The organism is Halomicronema sp. CCY15110 (assembly GCF_016888165.1).
Lineage (GTDB): Bacteria > Cyanobacteriota > Cyanobacteriia > Phormidesmidales > Phormidesmidaceae > Halomicronema.
Window position 1 is genome coordinate 24,397 of record NZ_JACSWC010000427.1, and the last position, 18,073, is coordinate 42,469.

Consider the following 18,073-nt stretch of genomic DNA (forward strand, 5'->3'; position numbering starts at 1 on the left):
TTGCTCCTACTGAAAGGCCATGATTTCAAGTACTCGACAACCACTCGAAGTTTTTGCGATCGGCCCCTGCCACGACCTTCATACCTGTAATTTCAGAATACACACACGTCTAAGGCCGCCAGCAGTCTCGACAGCAGCCAGTAGGCTCGTTTGTTCGGTCTGTTGTCGGCTTGTTCTCTGCACGGGGAACAACTAGAAATCAGTAAGGTCAAGGGCAACAACCTATTACCTTTCCTCAGTTCCCTTGTTCTCAAAAAATAAGGATAATAGATTAAGGTAGGCTGGCTTTGCTCGGAGTCTGTCTTGTATCGGCCGATGGGTAAGTCACCCTAGCTGACCAAATTTATGATTCAGGTTTAGGCCATTACCCATACTCATCCACAACTCACCTCCTGATAGTCGTCAGCGAACCACCCCAAAAATAGGTTGTTTTTAGTAAGACTTTAGTAACGACTAATTTGCATACCTCCGAAACTGCTGCTCTCAAAGAATTTCTGAGATGTGACCCGCGGACTGAAAATCCTCGTGTCGGCGGTTCAAGCCCGCCTCCTGGCATTCAAAATAATTCGTACTATGACACGGTTGAAGGGGTGCTGGACATGCCCTGGCTGGAGCGATCGCTGGCGTTGCGCCATCGGTCTGCCGATTCAGTGACGCATAACCTCGTGACTAAAGTTTCCTTTGAAGGGAAAGGCACCCAGGTTCTTGTGAGAAGCGAGTCGCCCCCACCCATCCACATCAGCCCTGAATCAGGGCGAGTAGTTCGTTGGTGGAAACCTTGCTGCTGACATCGGTGCCGGAGAGTAGGCTGTCGGCGAGGTCGCGTTTGGTTTTGTGGAGGGCGACGATTTTGTCTTCGATGGTGCCCTGGGCGACGAGGCGGTAAATGGTGACGGGGCGCTGTTGGCCGATGCGGTGGGCGCGATCGCTGGCCTGGTCTTCCACCGCCGGGTTCCACCAGGGATCCATGTGGATGACGAAGTCGGCAGCGGTCAGGTTCAGCCCGGTGCCGCCCGCTTTGAGGCTGATGAGAAAGACATCGCCCTCGCCATTTTGAAAAGCATCGACCCGCTTTTTGCGTTGTTTGGCTGGAGTGCTGCCGTCGAGGTATTGATAGGCAATCTGTTGCCGCTCCAAATACTCCCGCAGGATACTCAGATGATCGACAAACTGGCTGAACACCAGGGCCTTATGGTCGTTGTCCAAAATTTCCGTCAGCACTTCGCCGAACTGATCGAGCTTGGCACTGGGCAGACCCAATTCGGGGCGCACCAGTTGCGGATTGCAGCAGGCGCGGCGCAGGCGCATGATTTCCGCGAGGACTTGCAGGTGCTTCTGACCCGCATTGGCGTCGCTGTCGGCGAGTTTTTCTACCGCTTCTCGGCGCAGGGCTTCGTAAAAGGCGAGTTCGGGCTCACTGAGTTCCACTTGCAAGGTGACTTCGGTGCGGGAGGGCAACTCTTTGAGCACCTGATCTTTGGTGCGCCGCAGGATGAAGGGCTGAATCAGTCGCCGCAGGGCTTCTTGGGCGGATTCGTCGCGATCGCGCTCAATCGGGTTGGCAAACCGCTGGTTAAAGCTGTCCAGGGAGCCCAACAGTCCGGGATTGATGAACCGAAACAGGTTCCACAGTTCCCCCAGATGGTTTTCAATTGGGGTGCCGGTGGTGAGGATTTTGAAATCGCCTTGCAGGGCCATCGCCGCCTGCGATCGCTTCGTGTCCTGATTTTTGATCGCCTGGGCTTCGTCCAGCACAATATTTTGCCACTGCACTTTCGCGAGCATGGCGGCCTCATTGTCCTGTTGCAGCAGACCGTAACTGCACACCATCAGGTCGCCGGGCTGGAGGGTGTCGAGCATTTGCTGGCGATCGCCGGGGCCAAACTGTTTCACCGTCAGGCTGGGGGCAAACCGTTCCGCCTCGCTGACCCAGTTCATACACACGGAAGTCGGGGCGATGACCAGGGTCGGCCCGGTGTCGCAGCGGGTGAGGATGAGGGCGATCGCCTGCAAAGTCTTGCCCAAGCCCATATCATCCGCCAGACAAGCCCCGACGCCCCAGTGGGCCAACCGCGACAGCCAGGTAAACCCTTCATGCTGATAATCTCGCAGGGTGGCTTGCAGGGTGTTGGGCACCTGGGGCTCAATGGACTGAGCCGTTTTGATGCGCTTCAGATGTTGCTGCCACGCTTTATCCACCTTCAGCTGGGCGACATCTTCCACCATGTCATCCAGGGCCAGGGCCGCCAGTCCGTGAATGCGCAGGTCTTTGCCTTTGCCGTCCGAGAGTCGCTGTAAGGTGTTCAGTCGCTTCCGAAATTCTGCCGTCAGCGATAGAAATTGCCCGTCCGACAGTTCAATAAAGTTGCCCGAGGACTGCGCCATCAGGGCCATGAGCTGTTGCAGATCCATCACCTGGGTGTCGCTGATCTGAATTTCGCCGCTGGCGGCAAACCAGTCCTGTTTTTGCCGAATGTTGAACTTGAAGTTTGACAGCCCCAACTGCGGCGAGACGCGGAATTTTTCGCCCTCGGGCCATTCAATGCGGACGCGATCGCCCATCTCCTGCAACTGCACCAGCAGATTCAGGCAGTCCTCGGGTTCCTCAATCACCCATTCGCCCTTGCTGGGTTTATAGGTTTGCAAGACCGGACAGGTGGTTTTGACTGCCTTTGCCCGCTGCTTTTCGGCTTTGAGATCCCGCTCGGTTTGCAGTCGCTGGCCGTCCACTTCTGCAATCACGGTTTTGCCACCTTCACCAGGCCGATAGTAGGAGCCCCCTTCGGGAAACGGATGGGTCAGGAGCGACACTTTCAGGCCGTCCCCAGCGGGCAATAGGTGGACGCGGGGAGTGGAATCGGCGGGCACTGAATCCGCCGCCATGCCACCGCCAATATCGGATTGAATGGTAATCAGCGTTGACATACCCGTAATGGTCTTGAGCACTTGGTCTTGGGCGTGGGCGGGCACCTCCAGGCAATTGTTGGGGGCGAGTAATTGAGCAATGCGACGATGGTCGGGATTGATGTCCAGCACCTTCAGCCGAGTTGGGGTTTCCTTGAAGGCCAGTACCGCATCATAGGAGTTGATTTGGGGCATGAGGGAAATTCGCAGGCGATCGCCGCTCAGCTGTTTCACCAGCAGTTCGGGCTCCCCTTTCACCACATCGATGCGAATGTCGGGCAGATCGGCCCAAAACACGAGGGGATGCCCCACCAAGGCCCGCAATGCCCCCTCACTAAAGCTGTAGGTCGGCGACCCGTAGTAGTAATACTGGGAATGCTCGACCTCTAAATTGGCGGCGATCTGGCGATCGTGGTCGGTCAGGTAATCAGGCATGTCGCGGGGCGACGTAAACCGCTTGAGGGAGATTTGCTTGCCCTTAGTCCAGTTGCCTTTGACACTCAGCTTTTGCTCCACGGGAATCAGATTCCAAAAGTTCATGCCGGTGAACTGGAGCCGCCAAGCGAGGCGAAAGACGGGCTTCGCTGTGGGACTGTCTGGGGTATTGGTCTGGGTGAGTTGACTTAGCGCCTTCAGCGATAACTCCCAGGGTTCTTGAATTTTGACGATATCGATCAGCGGTTGACTGCCGCACTCTTCCCGCAGAGCTTCGGCCAACTCGCCATAGATGTCGGACTGCTCCACGCCGGCCCCCAGTCGAGCCAGCAGCGCTGCAAATTCCATCGCAAACCAGCCGTAGTCGGCCCGTGAGGCGTCATGATATAGCCGCTCTAGAGAGGGGGGCAGCCACGCCCGAAAGTTGCCCGTATGTAACCAGTAAATACAGTGGGTTTCGAGCAGTGCCGGGATGCCGGGGATGTCAAGAAAGTAATCTTCGTTGCGCCGTAGCCGATCAGGCACGTGGCTGATCATGCCCCCTTGAATCTGGATGACCTTTTCCAGCAGGGACATGCTGTCGTGGAGCCAATGGCCCTTGTATTGCTGCAACAGCTGACAATAAGCGTAGGCTTGTTGGTAATCTTCGGGTTGACCGCGTTGGAGCAACGCGAGCAAGAACATGGCGGTTGCGGGGGAGTCAAACCAGGCCGCTTGCGCCCCTTTTGACTTCCCGACTTGTTTCAAACTGTGGTTGAAATAGGCGATCGCTTCTGCCGCATCGCCCGTTAGAAAGGCGATCGCCCCCTGCAAGGCCAGATACTTGCCGGAATTTTCCTCAGGGGCAGTCTCCGACAGCACGCCGCTGGCTTCCCGCAAATGGCCCCGCAACCAGAGCTGCTCGATATAGGTCAGGCGCGTTTCGGCATCGAGTTGGTCGTCCCGATACAGCGCTTCGATGATCTCAAATGACTCATCCGCTGGCGTCGCGGCCCGAGCGCTCGCGGCCAGGGTCAGCCGCAAGCCATATTGCCGAAACTCCAGCGATAAGGAGTCAAACCAGTCGGCATCAAAGGGGTTGTTGATGATGTGTTGCAGGATGTCGGGAAACGATCGCGTTCGTTGCCAATAGGCTTGATCCGCATCCGCCAACAGTTCATCAATTTCAGTCGGGTCTTGGCGATAAATGGCAATCCGGAGTTCCCGCAGCCAGGCGTCTTCATTCACGAAGGTGCGGGGGCCGTGGCTGTTGTATCGGCGCTTGAGGGGAAAGGCTGCGTGAATGCCCGCCACAATGCGCTCAAAGGTGCCCAGGGCGATCGCGTCGCGCACCACAATATCCACGAGCATCTCTGGACAGCACGGCCCCATGCCCCGTTCTTGCTCCAACACGCCAGCTTGAATCACTTTGGTGACTTGCGCACTGAATTGGGGCGGATTGAGCGGCTTGAGGCGATGATTTTCCGCCCAATTGGGCATCACAATGTTCCAAACTTTGCCCGCATTCGCGCGGCTGACCGGCTCATAAAAGATGGCAAACACCTGGGCGATCGTCCGCTGCACTTCAGTCAGTCGTCGATACGCTTTTTCAAAGGTTTGATGGGTTTGGGCAGGCGGTTTAGTAGCCATCACTGAAAATCAGGTCGAGGGTTTAGGGGCAGTCAATGTCATTGATTCGATGTGGCAAAATTCAAAGGGCAAAGTTCAAAATTTACAAGTGAGCCCCTTTGAGAACAAGGCTCTTGGCATTTTAAGGGGCGCGAACCTAACGACGGATTGCTGTACCTGGAGGGTAATTTGCTGAATCAGGAATTTTGGTTATCTTAGAGTGCTTTGCATGATTTGGCGATGTCTATCTATCGTTTGACCGAGGGAGCTCCTGTGTCTCCCTCGGTCAAGGCTAGTAAGTAGCTGGCCTAATGAAACAAACGATAACCTGGTGGCTGATTTCGACTCCGCTCAATCAGCAATATTGCTTGAGAAGTCAGAAGTTGAGGGTTGAGCGGAGTCGAAACCCGTCTGTGAAATAATTGTGCCTGCCCACTTACCTACTTAGCCAGTTTTCGGGCCTCAAAGTCCAGATGGTGAGCATCACCGTGGCGGCGCTCCCGCTCCCTTGACACCTGTGGCTTCGGGGCAGGCCTGTGACGCTCATTCTAGCTTTTCACCGCTGAGCAAAAAGATCGGATCGATCGCTTTAAACACCTGCTGCTGGCCGCGCGTTTCTAGCCGATTGATCGCCGGTTGCACAATCTCAACATTGCGGACACAGAGGTTGGCGAAGGCTTCAGAAATGCTGTAGAGGGTTTCCAGGGTGCCGGTGGTGACTACGAGCCGTCCCCCCGTGGGTAAATGCTGCCAAGCCGCTTCGACCACGGCGCGTATCGACTTGCCCCCTTCGATAATCACGCAGTCGGGCTGGGGGGGCAGCGCGTCCAAACAGTCGGGAGCTACCCCTTCCACCACCTCGACGTTGGCGAGTTGAAAGCGATCGCAGTTCTGTCGAATCAGATTGGCCACGTCCGGGTCGCGCTCCACCGCCACCACTTTGCCGTGGGGACAGAGCAGCGCTGCTTCCACCACCACCGTGCCCGTGCCCGCGCCCAAATCCCACAGTTGCGCTGCCGGTTTGAGGCGCAGCGCCCCCACAATCAGCAGCCGCACCTCCCGCTTGCTAATGGGAATGCCGGGCAGTTGCTCGAACAGATGATCCGGAATGCCAGGGGTAGCATAGGGCCAAAGGGGGGCCATAGGGCGATCGCTCAAACGGATAAGGGACTTGCGCGCAAAAAAGCTCCCCATGAACCGAGTTTCGACTCCGCTCAACTCTCGATCCTGGTAGGTTGAGCGAAGTCGACACCGGATTGCACGGGTACTTTATTGAGTTGCCGATCCCTAAACACCAATAACGCTGAGGCAGCGGGACCGCATCAGGCAGCGGCAATGCCAAACTGACACATTCCTAGCCTATCAAGCTCGGCGATCGGCTGCGTCCACCCTGCGGTGCTGCCCCCACGAGCCGACACCAAGACCGTGGCTGAATTGTAAGCAACGCTGTTTCTGCCCCTGGTCGCGCCCTCTTGCCGATGAAGCGATCCTTTATTCGCGGTATTTAGCTGCTTCTCACCGATCGGGCGATCGCCCCATGGCGTTGCGAGTCGCCCTCGTGGTGGGCACCATTTTGTTTGCCATCAATCACGGCGCGGCCTTGACCCAAGGCAAAATGACGAAAGTTCGCTGGTTTTCCGCCCTGCTCACCGATGGGGTACCTTATGCCGTCAACATTTATGGGCAATATGTGATGCCAGCAAGTGATTCGGGTCGATGAGTGATCACGGGCGATCGCGAATCTCGTTCAACCTTCAGGTGCAGACGTGACCGGCGTTTGTGAGATTACTTCCACCAGCATCCACTCGATTGAAGACCCATCAGCAGGCGGATTTTCGACCGGCGTCTTTTGCACCAGTAGCTCGTATGCATAGCCAGGGGCGTACTCAAAGCCCTCGATCCGGCTGTAAAACAGTTCGTAGTCGCCGTCCGGTTCGTACCGCACCTGGAGGCAAGTTTGGGGGCCGACACCGACGCAATCAACGGTCTCTGGCCCCACATACAGGGTCACAATTTCTACATCGGGTGTCATCTCGGCGGCGGGATCGGGAGCCGTACAAGCCGCGATCGCTAGCGTTCCACCCCCTAAAACGACTGATAAGGTCAACGTGGCAAAGCGGATTTTTAGTGAGTTAATCATCAGATCTGATTGATTAGAGCAACAGGACTCATTCATCCTGCCAAACCGGCAAGCTGGCGATCGCGCTTCGCGATGGAACTTAAAGAAAGGCGGCGGGTCGTGATGGCACTGCGAGACCTCACCATGGGGCGGCAAGGTGGCGCAGTTCACGTCATCATAATGGTTGAAGCATGCAGAGCGGTGATGGGGCGACAGCGATCAAAATCTGATTTACCTACCAAGGTTTGTCCAGTGTGTCAGCGGCCCTTTGCCTGGCGCAAAAAATGGGCGGACTGCTGGGACGACGTGAAATATTGCTCAGAACGGTGTCGGCGACGGCGATCGCAAGCCTCCAGCTAGACCACATTCTCAGTCGGTAAACGCGCGACTGTCAGCAGTGCTGACCTTGGTGGCGAAGAGTTTTGTCAGCAGCACCGTCTGTCCTTCGACCGCCTGACTGTAGGTAAAGCCGTAAGGGACGGTGGGGGCTAACTCACTCAGCAGCGCCGCTAGCACGTAGGGACTGCCGTAGATCACCAGTCCGATCAGACAGTTTTGGGCATTCAGCCGGGTAAAACACTGCGCCGCAAACTCGCTCAGCCCCGCCCGCCCGCGAAAGGGATTGCCCCGACTAAAAATTTGCAACAGCGTCGGTGGCGGTGAGTCGAGTTCCAGGGGCGACAAGGGGCACGATCGCCCATCGACTAACCGAGTTGCATAACCGTGGGCCTGGGGAAGGGCGATCGCGGCGGCTTGGGGACTGAGCCAATCGGTACTCAAGACATTATCGACCATCACCCAAGCTTGTGCCCCTGGTGGAGCCGTCGTCGGGAGCTGTCCACGCACCGTGGTGGATGCCGTCAACACGTTATGCAGGGTAGTCCTCGCCTCTGGGGTGGCCAACTGTGCTAACTGCACTGGCGGCGGCGGAATGTGTTCCCAAGCGTGGCAGGTTTCGGGCGGAATGGTCAGGCTGTGGCTGACTTTTTGCTTCGCCTGCCAAATCCGGGCCACGGCCGCTGAAATCACCCCAGGAGCCAGCCGCCCAATGCGAACCGCTTCGGCCACGGCCTCAATGGTGCCAGCAGGATCGGCGGGCATGAGCAGCACGTCGGCTCCGGCTTCGAGGGCCATCACCGCCGCTTCATAAGGGCCATAGCGATCCGAGATCGCCCCCATAATCAGCGCATCCGTGACAATCAGCCCCTGAAACCCCAAATCACGCCGCAGCAGCCCCGTCAGAATCGCCGGAGATAACGTCGCGGGCAGTTTGTCGTCGTAGGCAGGCAGCCGCAGATGGGCCGTCATCACCGCATCCACCGACTGAGCGATCGCCGCCCGAAAGGGCGCTAACTCCACTTGCTCTAGCCGCGTCACATCATGGGGAATTTCCGGCAAATGCAGGTGCGAATCGACTGCGGTGTCGCCATGCCCCGGAAAGTGCTTCGCCGTGGTCAATACCGGCCACTCCTGCGCCCCTTGGATAAAGGCCCCACTGAGCTGGCTCACCCGCTCCGGCGTCGCGCCAAACGCCCGCACATTAATCACGGGATTATCAGCATTATTGTTCACATCCACCACTGGGGCCAATAACCAGTTCAGGCCAATGGCGATCGCCTCCTGGGCGGTGATGCGGCCCATTTGCCCAGCATATTCGCAGGCGAGCGCCAGATCGTGATCGGCGATCGCCGACAGCGCCATCGGTGGCGGCAAGTGGGTGGCTCCGGCAAAGCGCTGCCCTACCCCTTCTTCAATGTCGGCGGCGAGCAGCAGGGGAATGTCTGCCCAGGTTTGCAGCTGTTGCGATCGCACCCCCACTTCGACGGCGCTGCCGCCCAGCAAAATCACGCCGCCGACGCCCAGCGTCTCCACGCAATGTCGCAGACTCGCCTGAGCCAGCTCCCACTGGGGATAGCGGCGCTGATGGTCAAACACCTGTCCCGACGCCCGCACCACCACAAGTTGAGCAATCTGGGCTTCTAGGGACAACGACTCGACATCAGGTAAGCCGAGGCGGGTCACACCGACTCCTCAGTCGCCGGCGGCACATCAGTGTCGTTCTCAACGTCAGCGGCCTCATCGTGCCCCTGGCTGCCCTCCGCCTCTTCCGGATCGCGCTCGGCACTGAGCTGATTGATCAGCGACAACACGCGGGTGCCCCGTTCGACGCCCAAATCTTCGCGAAACAAAACTTCCGGGGTGCGCCGCAGTCGAATGCGCTGACCCAGCTCGCGCCGCACAAATTTGGTCGCCGCTGCCAGTCCCTCCATGGTCTCCGCTCGCGCTTCCTCGGTGCCATAAATGCTGACAAACACTTTGGCATGTTGCAGATCGCCGGATACTTCCACGTCGGTGACGCTGACCATGCCCGCCCCCACGCGATCGTCCTTGATGTCAGACATCAACATTTGGCTGACCTCCCGCTTGATGAGGGAAGCCACGCGGGCGACTCGCCGATCGTTAGCCATGACAATATTTCTCCCAAATAATTCAGAACCTGACCGTCCACAATTGGCCAGTCGGTTTGGACGAGTCCACTGGTCTAGTTGCTGGGCCTAGCCACTCGAAACGATTAAGCCGCTGATAGCCCCAGCATCGCCTTCAGGGTAAAGGTCAGAAAGACAAAAATGGAAATAACTATCCCCACGAGGGCGATCGCCGTCGTCGGACGCTTGAGCAGCGGCATTAGGGGTTCAATCGCGTTAAAGAAGATCCCCAAACTAAAAGAAATCAAATATCTGGGGTAACGTGAAACATTTTTAAAAAACTCTTGCATAATTCAACCCAGCGCCACTGTGCGTTGAACCGCAGCGCGAACATTGCTGCGATATAACTTCGGTTTTATCCTATCGCAGTTCAGGAGTGAATCATTGATTTGGCCCATGACCGACAGCGTTTACAATAAGTGCATCTGTATTAGGAGAAGGCGGAGTCGCTGGCCGCTGGTAGAGACTGTTGACTGCCAGGGTTGGGCGATCGCTCCCGACATTGTTTCATGACGGCAGCCCTGCAAACTCGGTGTCAGCCTCGGCCCTTTCTCAAATGGGCGGGTGGCAAAGGGCGGCTATTAGAGCAGTACCGGCGCTACTTTCCGGCCCAGTTTCGCCGTTATCACGAGCCCTTTTTGGGCGGCGGGGCCATCTTTTTCCATCTTCAGCAGTTTTGCGATCAGGCGGTCTTGGCCGATTTGAATGAGGAGTTGGTGAATGTCTATCGCTGTGTGCAGGCGGATGTCGAAGCTTTAATCGACCTCTTGCAACGCCACCAAGCGGCGCACTGTCGAGAGTATTACTACGCCATGCGATCGCAAAATCAACTGCGATCGCCTCTCCCCCGCGCCGCCCGCTTAATCTATTTGAACAAAACCTGCTTTAACGGTCTCTATCGCGAAAATCGCCAAGGCCATTTCAATGTGCCGATGGGGCGCTACAAAAATCCTAAAATCTGCGATGCGGTCACGCTGCGTCAGGCCGCGATCGCCTTGCAAAATACGGAAATCGTTTGTGACAGATTCACACAGGTCTTAGACCAGGCCACCACCGCCCAAGATTTTGTCTATTTTGATCCGCCGTATCATCCCATCAGCGCCACTAGCAGCTTTACGGGATATAACCGCTACGGCTTTCGCGCCGAAGACCAGCAGCGGCTACAGCAGACCTTTGCGACCTTGGCCGAGCGCGGCATCCAGGTCATGCTGTCCAACTCCGATTGCGAGTTTATCCGCGATCTCTATGCCGGGTTTCACATTCAAGAAATTCAAGCCTCCCGCGCCATTAACTCCAACGCCCAGCGCCGGGGCAAGATTTCAGAGTTGGTCATTACGTCGTACCCGGCCCATCCGCAATGAAGGTGATTGGCTGAAACGGGTACCGCGTTTGAGCTGTGTCCCTGGTTGTCAGCGAGCAGCAGGGATCCCACCCCAGCGCCAGTCATCCTGGTTCCTGAGAGTTCCTGGGCTCGTAATCCTGAATCTGGTGTCCCTGATTATGGCGATCGCCCACCCCTGGCATTGGCAAATTCGCGCCCTTGGTCAAGGGCCAGACTATTACTTTTGGGCAACTTTCCGGCCGGATGAAGCAGACCCACTAGCCGCTTTGGTGGCCCAGCACCGCCCCCCGGATTTTCTGCATCACTTGGCGGCCCGCCCCCCGCATCAAACTACTCGCTATGCGCAATATGTTGATCGCCGCACCCATGAGAAATTACAAGCCCAAGCAAAGGGCGAAGATATCCGTGTTTGGTTAGCCGCCACCATTGAAGTGTGTGATCACTCTCTCTGCGTCAGCAACTTACTCGGTGGCGGCGACTACGGCGAGACGCCCTTACTGATTAAACTGGCTCAGACCAGCGAGCTCACCTGGCAGCATTGGCGGGTGAGCTACGGGGGCGACGGGTACACCGGGGGCGACGTGGCCCAAGGTGACGATGCTGATAGCTTGCTAACGTACCTGGATGCAGCAAACTCAGCAGATTCCAAGAGTTAGTGGCGATACATTTGGTTTTCCCACCCTGAGTCAGTCAGGGGCGCGGTTGGCGATCGCTCAGCATCTTCGGGCTGCGGGTGACGACGCGACCACTGGGTTGGTAGCTGCTGGTCGGTCGCTGACCACACTGGCGTTGCAGTCGCACAAAGATCGGCAAAGGCGGCAGTGTCTTGTTTGAGGGTTTGGAGTTGGATTAAGGCCGCTTCCCAATCCAAGTTGGTATCTTCAAAGACCCGGCCTAGCGCCTGTAAAACCGCTTCCGAGGCTTTGAGATGATTTACTTTCAGGTGACCACGATGCTCTAGCGGGTCAGGCCGCGTTACCAATAAAGCATCTTTGACAACCTGGCTGATTGTGGTTTGGAGTTCTTGCTGCGCGTAACGTACTTGACGCTGAAATCCTTGTTGACTGGAAGCGTATAGGGTTGGCAATCGGTTGAGGGCATACGGCATCATCTCTGACCACCGCCGAGATTTCCGAAACCAACTGGGCATGTTTTTGATTTGTCGCCACATTTCCTGAGAGACCAAGCCTTCCATCACATTGAAATAGCCTGAACCCGCATCGGAGTCGACAGCCTGAGCCATTTTATTCACCTGCGGTAGAACACCCGATAAGCCGGTTTGCCGCCGATCGCCGCTCCGACTGATCTTTAACGTGCTCTTAGCAGAGTGAAAACAATCACTCGCAATCAAGGATTCATGGAATCCTTACTGCTGAGGGGGGCAATTTAAAGCTTTATAAGGCGCTCGTACCCTAGCAGCCTTAATGTTAGGTCTTGACGCGGCGTTGGTAGATCTTTGGCGACACCGCCACTGAGGCTAAGCCCTTTTTATGGTTGCTGGCTGCTCCGTCGTTGCAGCACGATCACGCCGATCGCCAAGCTCGTGACGGAAAGTGCCGCGAGCCCCATGCGCAGGTGAGCCAATTCATGCATCTCGGTGTCGCCCACATCGCTAATGTTTTGATAGTCGATGCCCCGAGCATCAATGGGGACGATGCGGATATCCTGGTGGCCGTCTCGCTCAAATTCGATACGCCAGTCGCCCACCAGTGTCTCGTCGGGCTTGAAGGTGAATTGTCCGGCTTCGTCGGTCGTGGCTTCTTCCCATGGAGTTTCGCGATCGCCGGGCGCATAGACAATTACCTCGGCGTCGGCCATGGGTTCGCCCGTGCTAAAGCTGGCGGTGAACTCCAACTGCAACTCTTCGGCAAACAAATCGACGAAGTAATCGGTTTGGGCTGCATGGGCCAAGGCCGCCGGGGCACTACTCGCCAGTAGCGAGCCGCTGAGTAAAAGTCCCGGTATCAAGGTTTTCATGGGCGAATTCCTAAATGACGACGAAGCGACGCCCACAATTCTAGTGCACAACTGAATTTTTCAGCAGCCATCGCCTAGCGTCCCATGATGCGTCCCGACGACGCTAAGTTCCCGAAAGGCGAGCCCCCCCTGCTAGGATCGAGACTGTTAAGCCGGGATCGCCACCGAAGTTTCGCAGCAGCATGATGCAAATTTATCTGGATTACAGCGCCACTACCCCCACGCGGCCGGAAGCGATCGCGGCTATGCAGGCCGTGATGGCGGAGCAATGGGGTAATCCATCCAGTTTGCATGAATGGGGCAGTCGCTCGGCCACCGCATTGGAATTGGCGCGGGTGCAAGTGGCCAGTCTAATTAACGCGAGGCCAGAGCGGATTATTTTCACCGCTGGGGGCACCGAAGCCGACAACCTCGCCATCCTGGGCATTGCTCGTCGTTACGCCACACCGCAGCATTTGATCGTGTCGAGTGTCGAGCATTCCGCGATCGCGGAACCTGCCCGCTGCCTGGAAGCAATCGGTTGGCAAGTGACCTGGCTCCCCGTCGAGCGCACCGGGCGCGTAAACCCAATGGATTTGGCGCAGGCGATTCGCCCTGACACGGTGCTGATCTCCGTGATTTACGGTCAGAGCGAAATTGGGACGCTACAGCCAATTGAGGAACTGGGGGCGATCGCGCGGGCTAGGGGAGTGTTGTTTCACACTGACGCGGTGCAAGTAGCCGGACGCTTGCCGCTCGATGTGCAGTCCCTCCCGGTGGATTTACTCTCGCTGTCGAGTCATAAAATCTATGGCCCGCAAGGGGCCGGAGCACTTTACGTCCGGGCGGGCGTTGAGTTGCAGCCGTTGCTCGGCGGCGGCGGTCAGGAAGCCGGACTCCGCTCGGGCACTCAAGCGGTTCCAAACCTTGCCGGCTTTGGCGTGGCGGCTGAGTTGGCGGCAGCCGAAATGCCCTCCGAAACGGTGCGACTGATTCAACTGCGCGATCGCCTCTTTCATCAACTCGCCGATGTGCCAGGGCTGGAAATCACGGGCGACCCCCGCGATCGCCTGCCGCACCATGCCAGCTTTTGTCTCACTGCGGCAGACGGCGACACGGTCAGTGGCAAAACGCTAGTCCGCCAAATGGATCTGGCGGGCATTGGGATTAGTGCCGGGTCGGCTTGTCACAGTGGTAAGCTGAATCCCAGCCCAATTTTGCAGGCCATGGGCTACAGCGATCGCGCTGCCCTCTGCGGCATCCGCCTCACCTTGGGTCGGCACACGACCCTGGCTGATATTGACTGGACGGCGATCGCCCTGCGCCAAGTGTTAGACCGCACCCTGCCTCGTTTGACCCCTGCCAACGTGTGATCACCCACCGCCATGACTGGAGTTCCCCGCAGTATCGAAGCCGCTGTTGACCAAGCCCGAGAGGCCACCCGCGCCGCCATTCAGGCCGGTTTGCCTCGCATTGTGGTCAATCTCAACATTCCCGAACTCAAGGTCATGCCCATTGCCCAGCAGTTTTACCCCTTGTTGGCAGAGCTTGAGTTGCCGTTCAAAATGTACTTTCCCGATGCGGGCGCGGCGGCCCTGGCACGCCGCGACTGGGACAATCCTGACTTCAGCATTCGGGGCATCAACGAAGTCAAAGGGCGGCTGGAACCGGACGACGAAGCCTGCCTCATCATCGAACCCTCCGCCGTTGAGGTGAATAATGTCGAAGCCCTCTGCAACGAAGCTACGGGTAAGTATGTCGTCATGGTCAATCCCAAGCTAGAAGATATTGCCGTGGTGGGAATTGGCTATGCCGCGCGTCAATTGCGCGATCGCTTCCTCAGCACCTTAGAAACCGCCTATTATTTGCAGCCGTTAACCGGGGCAACGCTGCTGCGCCTGTATCCCGGCCCCTGGCAGGTGTGGGGCGAAACTGCGGATGATGACTACGAGCTGTTGGGCGAGTTTCCCACCAAGCCCTCTGAGGAAGCGATCGCCAATCTCTTTGCCGATGACAGCGAGTCAGACGACGGCAATTCCACAACTGCCCCGCCGCGCCCCAAAAAAGGTGGCATCTTTGCCGAACTCAATCAATTTATCCGAGCGCTCACTCAATAAATCTAAAGATGACGTCTCGCCATACTGACGATCCTAGCCCTGGCCGAATGTGACTCCCGGCATTCATCATGCCGCTACTTGGAATGACCCAGACATGGTGATACGGCTCAAAGTTTGTCTTGGCGATCGCCCTCTTCTACTGTCAACGTTACGCACTGTCAACGCTACGTGATTCATGAGGTTTGAGGCGTTTGCATCATGTTTGACCAGGCCCATGTACGAGCGGCGATCGCCGTTAGTTTAGGGGCGATCGCGGGCGCACTTTGCCGACATTACATGGGCCAGTTACTCACTCACAGCTTTGGGAGCGCCTTTCCGTGGGGAACTTTGGGCGTCAATCTCAGTGGTTGCTTCTTGATGGGTGGGGTCGTGGTCTGGTTGGCACAACGGGGGCCTGACAAACCGGAGGTTGTGCTCATGCTCACCACGGGTTTTCTGGGCTCATACACGACCTTTTCTACCTACGCATTAGACCTGGCAAATTTAGCTGATCGCCCCAGTTGGCTCCCCGATCTCAGCTACGGGCTGGGCAGTCCGTTGTTGGGCTTAGGGTGTTTAGTCTTGGGCCTGTTCATCGCCAGAACGGTCTGGCCCCGGCCCCCCAGCGATCGCTCCTCTCCTGATTAGTCCCGTCTGGGCGCGGGGGTGCCTGGCGCACAAAACAGCTTGGGAAGACCCGCCGCTTACGCTGCTAGCCTTTCCATTGCAGCAGCTGTGAACAGGGAAGCGTGGGGCGATCGCAATACGGCCACACAAATGTCTCACTTTTCAAAAGATTCGTTATCCTTAACGCACTTGTGGGAGCTTGCTTTGGTGGCAAGAAAGACTATGAACATGACTGCAATCCGTCAACGACCGCAATGGCTACTCATTGGCATTATCGTGAGCGCTGCCCTCGTCGGGGGGGGGTTACGAGTTTTATGGCCGCAAACTGTCCCTTCATCGGCGACCACAACGACACCCACCATCACCGCCACTGAGGCGGAAGAAACCCCCCAAATTTTTGAGTCGCCGATGATTTCGCTATCGGCTGAACTGCGAAAAGCCGCCACCCCCAGCGAGCTTGTCCGCTCCACCGCCAGTGACGACCGCTTATCCGTCGTCATGACGGGCCGCGCCGATCCCTTTGCGCCCATCACGCAGTCAATTGGGGCCAACACCTCTCCCAATCGTGAAGCAACGGAAACGGTTGCCCCGCAAATCACCGTCAGTGCTGAGCGGGCACCGGTGTCGCCCAACTTGCCCACCACTTCTATTTCGCAAGTCCCGGATTTGCCACCCGTACCAACGGCAAACTTTACTCCGCCGCCCTTACCCGCCATCCCAATGGCCGCAAACCCTTTACCCATCCCCAACTTGCCCAGCAGCATTCCAGGAGCTAATGCCAGACCGCAAAGTCCGATTGAGGCGGTCGAGTTAACGGGAGTCGTGCAAGTCGGCGATCGCGTGGGGGTCATCGTCCGCGAAGGCAACGGCCAATCAAGTCGCCATGTCTTTGCCGGTGATTTGCTTGCAGGTGGTCAGATCCGCCTCAAGTCAGTGGATTTATCTTCTCAGCAACCGTTGGTGATTTTGGAATACCAAGGCGAAGAATATACCCGCGTTGTGGGATGACGATCGCGGTGATGATCTGAGCTTCATGCATAACCAGCGCAGATCACGATTGTGGCGGGGTTGGGTGGCTCAGCATTCCTCAGTGAACTGTGGCAGCATAAATACATTCCCTAAAATTGAGCTGCTCAAGAGCAGTCCCATCCACCGGTCATGGCTTCATCCACCGAACGGCCCTTAAGCCTCGATAGCGCTTTTCCTTGTCCGATTTGTCGGCAAGGCACGATTGAAGCGATCGTGCTGACCGAGGCGTTTGCTTGTGAGTTCTGTCGCCATATTTTGTCCGCCAATCTGGCGCAACAACAAGTTCAAGTCGTGGATAGCAGTCAGCCTTTGACTTGGGGCTGGAATGGTCAGCGCTGGCGATTGGTGCGCGGTGACCATGCCCAAGAACTCTCAATGCTGGTGTATTTGACGGCTGTCGTGCTGATGATCATACCTGCGGGTTTAGTCTGGCTGTCAGGAGTTCTGTTCCCGCCTTTAACGCCTACTACGGGGTTATCTTTTTCCAGCATTTGGGCAATTATCACCTTTACCGCTCATCTCAGCGTTGTGCTGTGGCTCATCGGTGAGTATTACCAGATCCCCCTTTACGTCGCCGCTAAGGTCCGAATTGCGCGATCGCGTTACTCATCCCGTCAATAAATTGCCGCTACTGGCCCCCCTTGCTAGATGTCGAGCAGCGGCATTGCAAATCCAGGGCCGGCGATCCATCTGCCCAGCGCGACCAACGAAAATGCCTCTTCATCAAGACGTGCTCTTACCCAAAAAATATTTGCTTGCGCATGGTGACATGCCAAATGCCGACCTCTAAATAGGCCTCGCCTTCGCACTTAAAGCCAAGCTTTTCGTAAAATGCGATCGCATGACGCTGAGCGGACAGCACAACTTCACGATGGTGATGGCGTTGGGCTAGCACCAGCAACTGTTCCATAATCTGTTGCCCCACGCCTTGTCGCCGCAGTGGCCGGGCAACCGCAACTCGGCCAATTCGGCCTTGCGGCGTCAGCCTACCAGTTCCCACCGGATGCCCCTCATAGGTGGCCAGCACATGCTGCGAAATACCGTCTAAGTGATCAATTTCCAAATCAGCAGGGACATTCTGTTCATGCACAAAGACTGCTGTCCTCACCTGATGAATCAGCGCTTTGCCACGATCATAATCAATCACCTTTGTAATAATTTCAGGCTGAGTTACGAAAGCAGGTAGGGTCGTTACCATATCAAAATATTTTTCGGATAGATGCTAAAGCAGGCAGAGTAATTGATGCCTCAGAAGTGGCAACTCATGTCATACAGCCTCCATGTTTGACAATGGGCACGATGAGTGGCGTCTGGTTTGTATTTTTTCATCAGACGTTCCCGAATGCTGTCAGCGATACTACATCACGGTGCTCCCAGAATAAACTCTGAAATTACCTAGTACTCGACGGCATAAATAACCATAGCCATTATGAGGTCAAAGGCTTGCCCGAATAGTTCCATTTAAAGGGCT

18 protein-coding genes are annotated in these 18,073 nt (G+C 56.6%); 9 read left to right on the top strand and 9 right to left on the bottom strand.

The annotated features are described in order from the left end of the window. Positions 1-738: 738 nt before the first annotated feature. Positions 739-4,968 (bottom strand): DEAD/DEAH box helicase, encoded by a 4,230-nt coding sequence (locus JUK32_RS23910; RefSeq protein ID WP_204141384.1) that lies wholly within the window; start codon positions 4,966-4,968, stop codon positions 739-741. Between the two features lie 522 nt (positions 4,969-5,490). Further along, the gene (gene cbiT / locus JUK32_RS23915; protein ID WP_204141385.1) at positions 5,491-6,090 is read right to left on the bottom strand and encodes a precorrin-6Y C5,15-methyltransferase subunit CbiT; all 600 of its coding nucleotides are present in this window, start codon (positions 6,088-6,090) and stop codon (positions 5,491-5,493) included. A 394-nt stretch (positions 6,091-6,484) separates the two neighbouring features. Here cbiT and nrtS point away from each other — a divergent pair, with 394 nt between their 5' ends. Then, the gene (gene nrtS, locus JUK32_RS23920) at positions 6,485-6,667 is read left to right on the top strand and encodes a nitrate/nitrite transporter NrtS (RefSeq protein WP_204141386.1); all 183 of its coding nucleotides are present in this window, start codon (positions 6,485-6,487) and stop codon (positions 6,665-6,667) included. Between the two features lie 27 nt (positions 6,668-6,694). Here nrtS and JUK32_RS23925 read toward each other — a convergent pair whose 3' ends face one another. After that, entirely contained in the window at positions 6,695-7,087 is a 393-nt protein-coding gene (locus tag JUK32_RS23925) for a DUF4377 domain-containing protein (RefSeq protein WP_204141387.1), read from the bottom strand. Between the two features lie 183 nt (positions 7,088-7,270). On the opposite strand from JUK32_RS23925, the gene JUK32_RS28870 reads away from it, so the two are divergent. Further along, positions 7,271-7,426, top strand: coding sequence for a DUF2256 domain-containing protein (locus JUK32_RS28870; RefSeq protein WP_204141402.1), 156 nt, complete (start codon positions 7,271-7,273; stop codon positions 7,424-7,426). A 9-nt stretch (positions 7,427-7,435) separates the two neighbouring features. Here JUK32_RS28870 and JUK32_RS23935 read toward each other — a convergent pair whose 3' ends face one another. From JUK32_RS23935 to JUK32_RS23945, 3 genes are all read right to left on the bottom strand, one after another. Beyond that, positions 7,436-9,088, bottom strand: coding sequence for a glycoside hydrolase family 3 N-terminal domain-containing protein (locus JUK32_RS23935; RefSeq protein ID WP_204141388.1), 1,653 nt, complete (start codon positions 9,086-9,088; stop codon positions 7,436-7,438). Continuing rightward, complete coding sequence (gene rbfA, locus JUK32_RS23940) at positions 9,085-9,534, bottom strand: 30S ribosome-binding factor RbfA (protein WP_204141389.1); 450 nt, start codon at positions 9,532-9,534, stop codon at positions 9,085-9,087. The genes JUK32_RS23935 and rbfA overlap by 4 nt, the downstream gene beginning before the upstream one ends. Before the next feature lie 104 nt (positions 9,535-9,638). Next, positions 9,639-9,842 (bottom strand): DUF751 family protein, encoded by a 204-nt coding sequence (locus JUK32_RS23945; RefSeq protein WP_204141390.1) that lies wholly within the window; start codon positions 9,840-9,842, stop codon positions 9,639-9,641. Positions 9,843-10,061: 219 nt separating this feature from the next. Between JUK32_RS23945 and JUK32_RS23950 the strand changes: the two genes are divergently transcribed. Beyond that, positions 10,062-10,913 carry a DNA adenine methylase gene (locus JUK32_RS23950; protein ID WP_204141391.1) on the top strand — a complete coding sequence of 284 codons (852 nt, stop codon included), beginning with the start codon at positions 10,062-10,064 and terminating at the stop codon, positions 10,911-10,913. Positions 10,914-11,040: 127 nt separating this feature from the next. Beyond that, positions 11,041-11,550: a hypothetical protein gene (locus tag JUK32_RS23955; protein ID WP_204141392.1), complete on the top strand. Its 510-nt coding sequence runs from the start codon at positions 11,041-11,043 to the stop codon at positions 11,548-11,550. Here JUK32_RS23955 and JUK32_RS23960 read toward each other — a convergent pair. Then, on the bottom strand, positions 11,547-12,137 hold the full coding sequence (locus JUK32_RS23960) for a late competence development ComFB family protein (RefSeq protein ID WP_204141393.1): 591 nt from the start codon (positions 12,135-12,137) through the stop codon (positions 11,547-11,549). The two genes, JUK32_RS23955 and JUK32_RS23960, sit on opposite strands and share 4 nt — an antisense overlap. A gap of 245 nt (positions 12,138-12,382) precedes the next feature. After that, on the bottom strand, positions 12,383-12,871 hold the full coding sequence (locus tag JUK32_RS23965; RefSeq protein WP_204141394.1) for a carboxypeptidase-like regulatory domain-containing protein: 489 nt from the start codon (positions 12,869-12,871) through the stop codon (positions 12,383-12,385). 185 nt (positions 12,872-13,056) lie between these two features. On the opposite strand from JUK32_RS23965, the gene JUK32_RS23970 reads away from it, so the two are divergent. The 5 genes from JUK32_RS23970 (at position 13,057) to JUK32_RS23990 (ending at position 17,223) form a co-directional block, all read left to right on the top strand. Beyond that, a complete protein-coding gene (locus JUK32_RS23970) occupies positions 13,057-14,223 on the top strand; it encodes a cysteine desulfurase family protein (RefSeq protein ID WP_204141403.1) in 1,167 nt (388 codons plus the stop codon). Between the two features lie 12 nt (positions 14,224-14,235). Then, complete coding sequence (locus JUK32_RS23975) at positions 14,236-14,967, top strand: DUF1995 family protein (protein ID WP_204141395.1); 732 nt, start codon at positions 14,236-14,238, stop codon at positions 14,965-14,967. A 198-nt stretch (positions 14,968-15,165) separates the two neighbouring features. Continuing rightward, positions 15,166-15,594, top strand: coding sequence for a fluoride efflux transporter CrcB (crcB, locus tag JUK32_RS23980; protein ID WP_204141396.1), 429 nt, complete (start codon positions 15,166-15,168; stop codon positions 15,592-15,594). Positions 15,595-15,801: 207 nt separating this feature from the next. Further along, entirely contained in the window at positions 15,802-16,581 is a 780-nt protein-coding gene (locus JUK32_RS23985; protein ID WP_204141397.1) for a hypothetical protein, read from the top strand. 150 nt (positions 16,582-16,731) lie between these two features. Then, a complete protein-coding gene (locus tag JUK32_RS23990) occupies positions 16,732-17,223 on the top strand; it encodes a hypothetical protein (protein WP_204141398.1) in 492 nt (163 codons plus the stop codon). 115 nt (positions 17,224-17,338) lie between these two features. Here JUK32_RS23990 and JUK32_RS23995 read toward each other — a convergent pair whose 3' ends face one another. Next, on the bottom strand, positions 17,339-17,749 hold the full coding sequence (locus JUK32_RS23995) for a GNAT family N-acetyltransferase (RefSeq protein ID WP_204141399.1): 411 nt from the start codon (positions 17,747-17,749) through the stop codon (positions 17,339-17,341). Positions 17,750-18,073: the final 324 nt, after the last annotated feature.